Below are 9,671 nucleotides of genomic sequence, written 5' to 3'. Positions count from 1 at the left end.
CGGACACGGGCACTGCACCATGAAGCACAGCGGCGTGAAGCTCCCGCTCCACGCCTCTGTCCGGCTGGTTTCTGTCAAAATGTCGGATTCCTGTTCTCAGGCAAGCTTCGGTACCACGCGCCTGAAAAGCTCCAGAACCTTTTCGGCATTGCTCTGAGCCACGGCAAGAATGGCCTCCCAGGTCACCACGTCGTCCTCCTTCCAGGAATCATAGTCCGTGCTCATGGCCACGGCCGCGTAGGGAATGCCCAGCTCGTTGGCCATGATGGCTTCCGTGGCAATGCTCATGTTGATGATGTCCGCTCCCCAGATGCGGAACATCCTCGATTCCGCTCTTGTGGAGAAGCGCGGACCTTCAATGGTAATGACCGTACCGCCCTCATGAAAACGGTACCCAAGCGCAGAAAGCTCGTCGGCAAGAGCCCGTCGCATGGCCGCGTCAAAAGGCTCGGCCATGGCGGTATGCACGGGATTGCCCGGCTCGAACGCCTCAAAAAAGCTCAGCTGGCGCGAACGGGTGAAGTCCATGAACTGATCGGGAATGACAAGATCCCCCCGCTCGATTTCCTCACGCAGGGATCCTACGGCCGTGCTGGCCAGAACATGCGTGCATCCGGCCTCCCTCAATGCCCAGAGGTTGGCGCGATAGTTCACCTGCGTGGGCGGAATGGTATGGCTGCGGCCGTGCCGCGCCATGAGCACCACCGGCACGCCGCCGATGCTGCCTTCCCTGAGCGAGCTGGACGGCTCGCCATAGGGCGTGCTCACCGCCATGTCGCGGGAAACTTCAAAAAGCGAGGGATCATCAAGACCGCTGCCGCCGATAATGCCTATTTTATTCATGATGCTTCCGATGCAGATTCAATGTTCAGGTGATGCGATGACCGGACTTCACGCTTTTTCCGAGGCGTTCCATGCGACGCCGCTCTGGCCGCTTCCGTAAACTTTCCGACAGGAGCATTCTTCCCTTCCTGCGGAACAGATCCTAGCAGGGAATGTACCCCTGCGAAAGCATATACAGAAGATCGCGCATATGCTCGACGTCGGGCGCGTACATGAGAAAGCCGTCCTGATGACCCGTCATGGCAATGATGCCGTCCGCAGGATGACGCCGAACAAGCTCCGCCACGCTGTGCGCCATGGCGGGAGTACCGAAGGCCGCCTCGGGCGACGTGGCCGGCGCCCCGCCCCGAAGAAGCTGATCATAAAGTCCGGCATGGTGCAGATGAATGACGCAGCCCGTGACCGGAGAGGCCTCGTATATGGCCGCATGGGTCATGGATTCGGAACTGGCCTGCGCCGGCCCTACCGACCAGACGGTATTGGCGTCGATGTCGCACCTTGTCACGAGGCAGTAATGCTCGGGCCCGAGCACGGGAATATGTCCCGTGGCTGTGGCCGTGACCACAAAGCCCTTCCCTGCCCTCAGGGAAAGATTCCCGTATCCGACACCGTTTTCAAGCCGCCCCACAAGTCCGGCACGAACAAGATCGGTCCGAAGATCATTGAGAGCGGTCCACCCGGGATGCTCCGGAGCCGGACCGTATTCATGCACGCAGCGGTATTTGACGTATCCTTCTTCTTCGCTCATGCGTCCATCCTCAGGCGTCTTTCCGCTCCGGATACAGGGAAAGAATCCCCTGCTCCGACGCGCTGCACACGCCTCGTTCGGTGATAAGTCCCGTAATGAGCCGGGCTGGGGTCACGTCGAAGGCCCAGTTGCGGGCCGTGGTGTCCGGGGGACAGATCAGCACGTCTTCCACCCTCCCCCGCTCCGAAAGTCCGGAAATCATGCGCACCTCGTCGGCGCCTCTCTCCTCGATGGGGATGTCGCGCACGCCGTCGCGCAGTGCGAAGTCAAACGTGGACGACGGCAGCGCCACATAGAAAGGCACGCCGTTGTCGAAGGCGGCCAGCGCCTTGAGATAGGTGCCTATCTTGTTGGCCGCGTCGCCGCAGCGCGTCACTCTGTCGGCCCCGGTGATGACGAGATCCACCATGCCGTGCTGCATGAGATGACCGCCCGCATTGTCCGCTATGAGATCATGCGGCACGCCGTGCCTGCCCAGCTCCCAGGCCGTGAGGCTTGCGCCCTGATTGCGGGGCCTCGTCTCGTCCACCCACACATGCACGGGAATGCCGGCATCGAAGGCCGCATACACCGGAGAGAGCGCAGACCCGTAATCCACGAAGGCCAGCCAGCCGGCATTGCAGTGCGTGAGTATGTTCACGGGCCGCCCGGGATGCCGGGCCGCCGCCTCTTTAATGATGGAAAGACCATGCTCTCCTATGAGGCGACAAAAATCCGCGTCTTCGTCGGCAATGGCCTGAGCCTCGGCACGGACGGCGCGAACGGCCTTTTCGCCGGAAAGTCCCGCCATGACTTTCTTCTGACGGTCAAGAGCCCAGACAAGATTGCCTGCCGTAGGCCTCGTGGCGCGCAGCTTGTCCATGCTCCTGGCGACGAAGCCGCAAAAATCGTCCTTCGGCGCCGTGCGGGCGGCCACCCACACGCCCCACGCAGCCGTGGCGCCTATGAGCCCGGCACCACGCACCCACATGTCGCGCATGGCCCTGCACACCTCGTCCACGCTGCCGAGAGCCCTTGTTCTGAACTCATGAGGAAGGGCCGTCTGATCGATGATGCGGAGCGTCTCGTCCGCGCCCTGCCCTTCCGTCCATATGGTACGGTAATGTCTGCCGTTTACGTTCATGCCGTCGTCCTACTGGATGCGCAGTTCAAGCGCATTGCGGTTCAGGGGAACGAGGGCAGCCCTGCCCGTGGTCTTCATGTCAAAGACGATGCGGGTCTTGTCGTCATGCTGTCCCACCCGGACGGCCTGAATGAGCCGGTTGCTCGGCACGCGTGGCACGTCGACTTCCCAATTTCCGGCAAGATCGAGGACCACGCGATCGGGATCGCCGAGGGTGAAATAATGCCCCACCATGGGCGCGTTGCCCTGCAGTGTCAGCTTGATCTGACTGCCCTGCATGGAAAACTTCGCGGAAGTCACCACGCGTTCATACGTCTGCCCGGACTGTTCCGCCGCTGCGGCGCCGTCCTGTCCGGATTCCTTCGCAGCCTTTTCCGCCGCTCTTCCCTCAGAACTGCCTTCCGCCTGACCCGGCACAGCCTCCGACGGCCGACTTTCCGGGGCTTCCTGCTTTTCCGCCTTCGCCGGTGCGCCTTTCTTCTCTTCCGCAGGGGCGGCATCAAGTCTTTCCTTTGCAGCCGGGGCAGAGACGGAAGCCGATGCTTTTTCCGCCGCGCCTTCCGACCTCTCCGCCTTTGCAACCATCGCGGTCTCCGACGACCTTTCGGTCTCGACGCTTGCCGGTCTCGTATCAAAGGGAGCGGAGGTCGACCCGGTCATCTCTTTCTTCGGGGAGGATGCCTCCGGAGCACGACCGTCGTCCGCGCTCACGGACGATGACGACTGCAACGACCGAGCCCGGCCGTCTTCCGCGGAAGCCGAAGGTTCTCCCCTGCCGGACTGAAACTCCGTAAGGCCTACGATCTTGCCCGATATTTCCGAACGTCCGGCCTCATAGCCGGGTTCATCCTTTAAAAAGGCGGCCACGCCCACAGCCGCGACCAGCATGGCCGCAGCACAGGCGAAAAGACGCAAAGTTCTGCCCATGTCATCCTCTCATGCCCCGCATTGCGGAGCGCTGTTTACCACCTCTATAGCCGAGATTCCGTGGCCATGACAAGCCGCCCGGCCATGTGAAAAATTCTGCCACGGTGGACGGTCAGGCCTTTTTCCTATAGACCATTCCCATGCACGAACTCTCCCTTATGGCAAGCGTCATGGACATAGCGCGGGAAGAACTCTCCCGTCACGGAGCACACCGTCTCACTCTTCTGCGCATACGGCACGGCGTACTGGATCAGGTACAGCCCGACGCCATGCGCATGGCGTTCGAAGCCATGACGACCGGCACTCCCGACGAGGGAGCGAAGCTCGAACTTGTGGAAGAGCCGTTGCGCCTTTCCTGCTGTCTGTGCGGCCACGAATTCACCCCCGACGACAGAAACGCTCTCTATGCGCCCTGTCCCTCCTGCGGCGAAACCGTCCCCTTCAGCGTCGTCGGCGGAGAAGGCATCTTTCTCGACCATCTGGAAGCGGAGTGACACCGACTTCTTCCCATCCGTTACATTCTGAACAATTCGAGGCACATCATGGAAATTCCCGTTGTCCGCAACGTACTGGAGGCCAATGACCGCATAGCCGGACGCCTTCGCGCCGACTTCGCACGCCGCGGCACCCTTGTCCTCAACCTCATCAGCTCTCCCGGATCCGGCAAGACCTCGCTTCTGGAACGCACGCTGAACGATCTGGCGGGAGAATTCCGCATGGCCGTCATTGAAGGCGACCTCCAGACCGACAACGACGCCAGACGCGTGGCCGCTTCCGGCGCACAGGCGGTGCAGATCAACACCGAAGGCGGCTGTCACCTCAACAGCAGCATGGTAAGTGAAGCCCTTCAGTCCCTCGACTGCGAGGGGCTGGACGTTCTCTTCATAGAAAACGTGGGCAATCTCGTCTGTCCCACGGAGTTCGACTGCGGAGAAGACGCCAAGATAGCTCTGCTCAGCGTGACAGAAGGGGACGACAAGCCCCAGAAATATCCCTACCTTTTCCACAAGGCCAAGGCCATGATTCTCAACAAGATCGACCTGCTTCCCTATGTGGACTTCGATGTGAAGAAGGCCCGCGCCCACGCCTGCGCCCTGAACGCCGATCTTGCCGTCATGGAAGTGTCCTGCCGCAATCATGAAGGTCTGGAAGCCTGGTACGAGTGGCTGCGCGCCGCCGTCAAAGCCAAGAAAGAAGCCGCCCATGAGTGAAACTCCCTCCTGCTGCATGCTGCCCGAGTCCGCGCCCTTCCATTCCTATGAGGAAGTGCTGCGCCACCTTGATTCTCTCGGGCTTTTTCACATGGACATGGGCCTCGGCCGCATGGAACGCGCGCTGCACGCTCTCGGACTCGACAAATTCCGCTGTCCGGCCGTACAGATCGTCGGCACCAACGGCAAGGGGTCGACGTCGGTCTTTCTTCAGTCCATAGCCATGGCTCACGGCATGAACGTGGGGCTCTACACCTCGCCGCACTTCGTGTGGCCGGAAGAACGCATTCAGCTCAATCACACCATGCTGCCCCGCCGCGTGTGGCCTGCGCTTGCCGGAAACGCCGTGCAGGCTGAAAAGGATCTCACCTACTTCGAGCTTCTCACGGTCATGGCCGCTTCCGCCTTTCAGACCAGCGAAAGCGATCTCATGATTTTCGAGGCCGGACTCGGCGGCCGCTACGATGCCACCACCGCGCTTCCCGTGGACATGGTGTGCTTCGCGCCCATGGGCATGGATCATCTGAACGTGCTCGGCGACACGCTTGCCGCCATCGCCGACGACAAGTCCGACGCGCTGCGTCCCGGCGTTTCCGTGGCCGTCAGTGCGCCGCAGGAGCCGGAAGCCCGCAACATTCTCTTCGCCAAGGCTCAGGAACGCGGCATTCCGCTGTGCTGCTGCCCCACGCCTGAAGGATGCGACGGCAGTCCCGCGGGCAAAGCTCTGTGGGAATGCCTGCCTGACGAGCTCAAAGCCTGCTCCGTGCTGCCCGACGACGTGACGCTCGGTCTGCGCGGAGCCCATCAGCGCATGAACGCCCAGACGGCGGTTCTTGCCTGGGTCATGCTCTGCCAGCGCCATCACTGGAAGACGGATGCGCACACCATTGCTCTCGGTCTCAGCAGGACGTTCATTCCCGGAAGGCTTCAGTTCGCTCCTGCCGGAGAAGGACACCCGGCCATGTGGCTGGACGGCGCGCACAATCCTCACGGCATGACGGCGCTCATGGCGGCAGTGGCCTCCATGAGCGAAGAAGAGCGTCCCGGTGCGGTGGTGTTCTCCTGCCTTGCCGACAAGCAGCCGGAAAAGCTCACTGCCCTGATGAAGCAGGTGGCCGGTTCTGCGCCCCTCTTCGTGCCCACCATCAAGGACAATCCCCGGGCCGCAGAAGCCGCCGATCTTGCACGTCTGCTCGGCGAGTCCGCCACGGCCGAGCCTTCGCTTGAAGACGCCCTTTCCGCCGCCGGAAAGGCCGCGGGCACAAAGCCCGTGCTGGTGTGCGGTTCCCTGTATCTGCTCTCGGAACTCTTCACCATATGGCCTTCGCTGCTGAAGGTTTCCCGCCAGGCCGGATAACCGCCGCCCTGTCGCGACAACGCCCCCATGCCCCGCCGGAAACGTTTTTCCGGCAGGGCGTCTTTCCCTCATCACAGGAGCATTCATGTCGTCACTTTTCCGCTCGCTTCCTTCGGTGGACGCCTGCCTCCGCTGGCTGGAGGAAGACTTTGCCGCCACACCGCACAGCGTGCTGCTGGAAAGCTGCCGCGCCGTGCTCGACGAGCTTCGCGAAGACATACGTTCCGGACGCATAACGGATGAAGCCGCGCTGAGTCCGGAGCGGGTCCGTCCCCGTCTTCAGGCCGTCGTGGAGAAAAAGGACCGCCCCCGCTTCTGCCGGGTCATCAACGGCGCGGGCGTGGTGGTCCATACCAACCTCGGACGTTCCGTGCTGGCCAGAGAAGCGCGGGAAGCCGTGCGCATCGCCGCGTCCGGCTACAGCAATCTGGAATTCGATCTTGAAACGGGCGAACGCGGCAGCCGCATAAGCCTTGTGGAAGAGCTGCTCTGCTCTCTCACGGGCGCCGAGGCGGCGCTGGTGGTGAACAACAACGCCGCCGCCGTTCTGCTCATGCTCGACACCATGTGCAAGGGCGGAGAAGTCATGCTCTCGCGCGGCCAGCTCGTGGAAATAGGAGGCAGCTTCCGCATTCCCGACGTGATGGAGCGAAGCGGCGCGACCCTCCGGGAAGTGGGCACGACGAACCGTACCCATCTTGCCGACTATGAACGCGCGCTTTCGGAAAACACCCGTGCCGTGCTCTGGGTTCATCCTTCAAACTACCGCATCATAGGCTTCCATTCGAGCGTTCCCGCCAACGAGCTGGCCGACTTCGCCCACGCCCACGGCCTTCCCATGCTGGAGGATCTCGGCAGCGGCAGTCTCATGGACTTTTCCCGCTGGGGACTGCACGACGAGCCCACCGTGCCCGAAGTGCTGCGTCAGGGAACGGACGTGGTCACGTTCTCGGGCGACAAGGTGCTCGGCGGACCTCAGGCCGGCATCATCGTGGGGAAAAAGGAATACGTCGACAGGATGAAAAAAAATCAGCTGCTGCGGGCGCTTCGCTGCGACAAGCTCACGCTGGCAGCGCTGGAGGCCACGCTCCGTCTCTATCGCGACCCGGAAACGGCACGCAGAGCCATTCCCACCGTGCGCCGCATGAGCATGGACCCGGAAACGCTGAAAGTCAGGGCCGAATCTCTGCGGGACATGCTTTCAGGGGCGCTGGAGGGTCGTGCCTCCTGCTCGCTGAAGGAAGATTTTTCCCGCGTGGGCGGAGGTTCCTTTCCCGAACAGGGCATGCCGACGACGCTGGTATGCGTGCATCCCTCCGTTTGCTCCGCAAGGCAGCTCAAAATGCGCCTGCTTTCCACGAATCCTCCGCTTGTGGGCAGACTGGACGGCTCAAGCTTCGAGCTCGATCCGCGTACCATGGACGACGACGAATTTCCCGACGTCGCCCGGGTGCTGAAGGACGCCCTCGACGGAATCGGAAGCTGAACCCTCTTCACGAACGCCGCCGCATGCTTATATTGATAAGGAACATCGCCGCCCCGTGCGGACGGCATCCATAACGACCGGCAGAACGCCCAACCTCTGCCGCAAAGGGAAAACAGACTTCCGAACCCCTGCGTTTTCACGAGAACAACGCTCAAAGACAACATCATTTCGAGGTCATCATGGACGAACTTGCCTCTTCTTCCAAATCCGGCTGGGAAGTTTACCGCTCGGCCGAAGACCGTCAGGCCATGAGCGCTCTGGCCGACGACTACATCCGCTTCATTTCCGAATGCAAAACCGAACGCGAAGCCGTGGAGGGCGTCATTGCCAGACTCAGGGATGCCGGCTACGTCGAAGGCTTCGGCACCGACAGGGGCTGGCAGGCCCTGCACGGAAAGGCCATTTTCGTGGCCCGTCGCGGACGCAGGCCCCTTTCCGAAGGCATACGCCTCATCAGCGCCCACACCGACAGCCCTCGGCTCGACCTCAAGCAGCATCCGCTCATCGAGCAGGTGGGCGTCGGTCAGGCCAAGACCCACTACTACGGCGGCCTGCGCAAGTATCAGTGGTTCGCCCGTCCTCTGGCACTGCACGGCGTCATCGTGAAGTCGGACGGCGAGGTCATCCGCGTCTGCCTCGGCGAGGAAGAAAACGAACCCGTGTTCACGGTTGCCGATCTTCTGCCGCATCTGGCCCACAAGGACGGAGGACTCAAGCTTTCCGAAGCCTTCGACGCCGAAAAGCTCAACGTCATTCTCGGACACGAGCCCGTGCTTGCCGACGGCGAAGACGACAAGGCTCCCAAAGAAGCCGTGAAGGCCCGCGTTCTCCAGCTTCTGCATGAAAAGTACGGCATCCGCGAAGACGATCTCATTTCCGCGGAACTTGAAGCCGTGCCCGCCGGTCCCGCCCGCTACGTGGGGCTCGACAAGGGCATCGTGGGCGGCTACGGACAGGACGACCGCATCTGCGTATACACGGCCCTGCGCGCCCTGCTCGACGCCGAAGACCCCGAGTACACGAGCTGCCTCATCTTCTGGGACAAGGAAGAAATAGGTTCCGACGGCTCCACCGGCGCAAGCTCCCGCTTCTTCCAGTACTGCGTGGAAGACATGGCCGCGGCCTGGGAACCGGAAACGCCCTTCCGCAGGATCATGATGAACACCAGGGCCATGTCCGGCGACGTGCACGCCGCCGTGGATCCCGACTGGCAGGACCGTCATGAGCTCAAGAACTCCGCGTTCTTCGGCTACGGCGTGGCCTTCTGCAAGTTCACCGGCTCCCGCGGCAAGTACGGCGCCAACGACGCTCATCCCGAATACCTCGGCTGGATGCGCGGCGTGCTCGACGCCAGAAACATCCCCTGGCAGCTTGCGGAACTCGGCAAGGTGGACGTGGGCGGCGGCGGTACCGTGGCTCTGTTCCTTGCCGCCTACGGCATGGACGTGGTGGACGCCGGCCCTGCCCTTCTCGGCATGCACAGCCCCTTCGAACTCTCTTCCGTGCCCGACATCTATTCAAGCAAGATGGCCTATCAGGCCTTCCTTGAAGCCAGGTAACCGGTGAAACGGCATGCGCCGTTTCACCGCATGAAAACAGAAAGGGCCGCGCTCCTGCGGGAGGCGGCCTTTTTTTATGCTCTTTCCAAGGACATCGCCAGACAAGCGTCCTCCCCTCCTTTCTCACGGTCAGACGCCCACGGACAGGACTTCCGGCTGAGTCATGGACAACGGACGCAAATCAAAAAACGAAGTTCGCTCTTTAAACGAAGTTCGCTCTTTCTGAACGCTCCTGTCGCTCAAGTCCCGGACTTTCGGGCAGAAAGAGAACGTGAACAGTCATGCCTCGGCCAGGAGCCTCTTTTCCGACGCCGTCGCACGAGCGGCAGCCGACGCATTCTGCACCGAAAAACATGGCGTCACGTCCTGATCCGGCGAGATCGCCTGAAACCTCTATTCATGCAAGAGACGGGCGCG

9 protein-coding genes are annotated in these 9,671 nt (G+C 61.9%); 5 read left to right on the top strand and 4 right to left on the bottom strand.

Features of this window, described 5'->3' with window-relative positions; translation table 11 throughout:
- Positions 1-96: 96 nt before the first annotated feature.
- The 4 genes from mtnP to QZZ60_RS08540 form a co-directional block, all read right to left on the bottom strand.
- A complete protein-coding gene (mtnP, locus tag QZZ60_RS08555) occupies positions 97-843 on the bottom strand; it encodes an S-methyl-5'-thioadenosine phosphorylase (RefSeq protein ID WP_295640512.1) in 747 nt (248 codons plus the stop codon).
- Positions 844-985: 142 nt separating this feature from the next.
- Positions 986-1,591, bottom strand: coding sequence for a class II aldolase/adducin family protein (locus QZZ60_RS08550; RefSeq protein WP_295640510.1), 606 nt, complete (start codon positions 1,589-1,591; stop codon positions 986-988).
- Positions 1,592-1,601: 10 nt separating this feature from the next.
- Complete coding sequence (gene mtnA / locus QZZ60_RS08545; RefSeq protein ID WP_295640508.1) at positions 1,602-2,714, bottom strand: S-methyl-5-thioribose-1-phosphate isomerase; 1,113 nt, start codon at positions 2,712-2,714, stop codon at positions 1,602-1,604.
- A 9-nt stretch (positions 2,715-2,723) separates the two neighbouring features.
- On the bottom strand, positions 2,724-2,993 hold the full coding sequence (locus QZZ60_RS08540) for an AMIN domain-containing protein (RefSeq protein WP_295640506.1): 270 nt from the start codon (positions 2,991-2,993) through the stop codon (positions 2,724-2,726).
- 788 nt (positions 2,994-3,781) lie between these two features.
- Between QZZ60_RS08540 and QZZ60_RS08535 the strand changes: the two genes are divergently transcribed.
- The 5 genes from QZZ60_RS08535 to QZZ60_RS08515 all read left to right on the top strand — a co-directional run bounded on the left by QZZ60_RS08535 (position 3,782) and on the right by QZZ60_RS08515 (position 9,254).
- Complete coding sequence (locus QZZ60_RS08535) at positions 3,782-4,135, top strand: hydrogenase maturation nickel metallochaperone HypA (RefSeq protein ID WP_295640504.1); 354 nt, start codon at positions 3,782-3,784, stop codon at positions 4,133-4,135.
- Positions 4,136-4,183: 48 nt separating this feature from the next.
- Positions 4,184-4,852 carry a hydrogenase nickel incorporation protein HypB gene (gene hypB, locus QZZ60_RS08530; RefSeq protein WP_295640502.1) on the top strand — a complete coding sequence of 223 codons (669 nt, stop codon included), beginning with the start codon at positions 4,184-4,186 and terminating at the stop codon, positions 4,850-4,852.
- On the top strand, positions 4,845-6,209 hold the full coding sequence (locus tag QZZ60_RS08525) for a cyanophycin synthetase (RefSeq protein WP_295640501.1): 1,365 nt from the start codon (positions 4,845-4,847) through the stop codon (positions 6,207-6,209). The genes hypB and QZZ60_RS08525 overlap by 8 nt, the downstream gene beginning before the upstream one ends.
- A gap of 85 nt (positions 6,210-6,294) precedes the next feature.
- Complete coding sequence (selA, locus tag QZZ60_RS08520; RefSeq protein ID WP_295640499.1) at positions 6,295-7,695, top strand: L-seryl-tRNA(Sec) selenium transferase; 1,401 nt, start codon at positions 6,295-6,297, stop codon at positions 7,693-7,695.
- Positions 7,696-7,874: 179 nt separating this feature from the next.
- Positions 7,875-9,254 carry an aminopeptidase gene (locus QZZ60_RS08515; RefSeq protein WP_295640497.1) on the top strand — a complete coding sequence of 460 codons (1,380 nt, stop codon included), beginning with the start codon at positions 7,875-7,877 and terminating at the stop codon, positions 9,252-9,254.
- Positions 9,255-9,671 lie beyond the last annotated feature (417 nt).

It is taken from the genome of uncultured Mailhella sp., from assembly GCF_905187505.1.
Classification (GTDB): Bacteria; Desulfobacterota; Desulfovibrionia; order Desulfovibrionales; family Desulfovibrionaceae; genus Mailhella.
Note: the sequence above shows the minus strand (reverse complement) of the source record. Positions and strands in the feature narration are given on the sequence as shown.

Excerpts from the sequence above, each read along its gene's own strand:
- mtnP (WP_295640512.1), bottom strand. The coding sequence starts at position 843 with ATGAATAAAATAGGCATTATCGGCGGCAGCGGTCTTGATGATCCCTCG.
- QZZ60_RS08550 (WP_295640510.1), bottom strand. The coding sequence starts at position 1,591 with ATGAGCGAAGAAGAAGGATACGTCAAATACCGCTGCGTGCATGAATAC.
- mtnA (WP_295640508.1), bottom strand. The coding sequence starts at position 2,714 with ATGAACGTAAACGGCAGACATTACCGTACCATATGGACGGAAGGGCAG.
- QZZ60_RS08540 (WP_295640506.1), bottom strand. The coding sequence starts at position 2,993 with ATGCAGGGCAGTCAGATCAAGCTGACACTGCAGGGCAACGCGCCCATG.
- QZZ60_RS08535 (WP_295640504.1), top strand. The coding sequence starts at position 3,782 with ATGCACGAACTCTCCCTTATGGCAAGCGTCATGGACATAGCGCGGGAA.
- hypB (WP_295640502.1), top strand. The coding sequence starts at position 4,184 with ATGGAAATTCCCGTTGTCCGCAACGTACTGGAGGCCAATGACCGCATA.
- QZZ60_RS08525 (WP_295640501.1), top strand. The coding sequence starts at position 4,845 with ATGAGTGAAACTCCCTCCTGCTGCATGCTGCCCGAGTCCGCGCCCTTC.
- selA (WP_295640499.1), top strand. The coding sequence starts at position 6,295 with ATGTCGTCACTTTTCCGCTCGCTTCCTTCGGTGGACGCCTGCCTCCGC.
- QZZ60_RS08515 (WP_295640497.1), top strand. The coding sequence starts at position 7,875 with ATGGACGAACTTGCCTCTTCTTCCAAATCCGGCTGGGAAGTTTACCGC.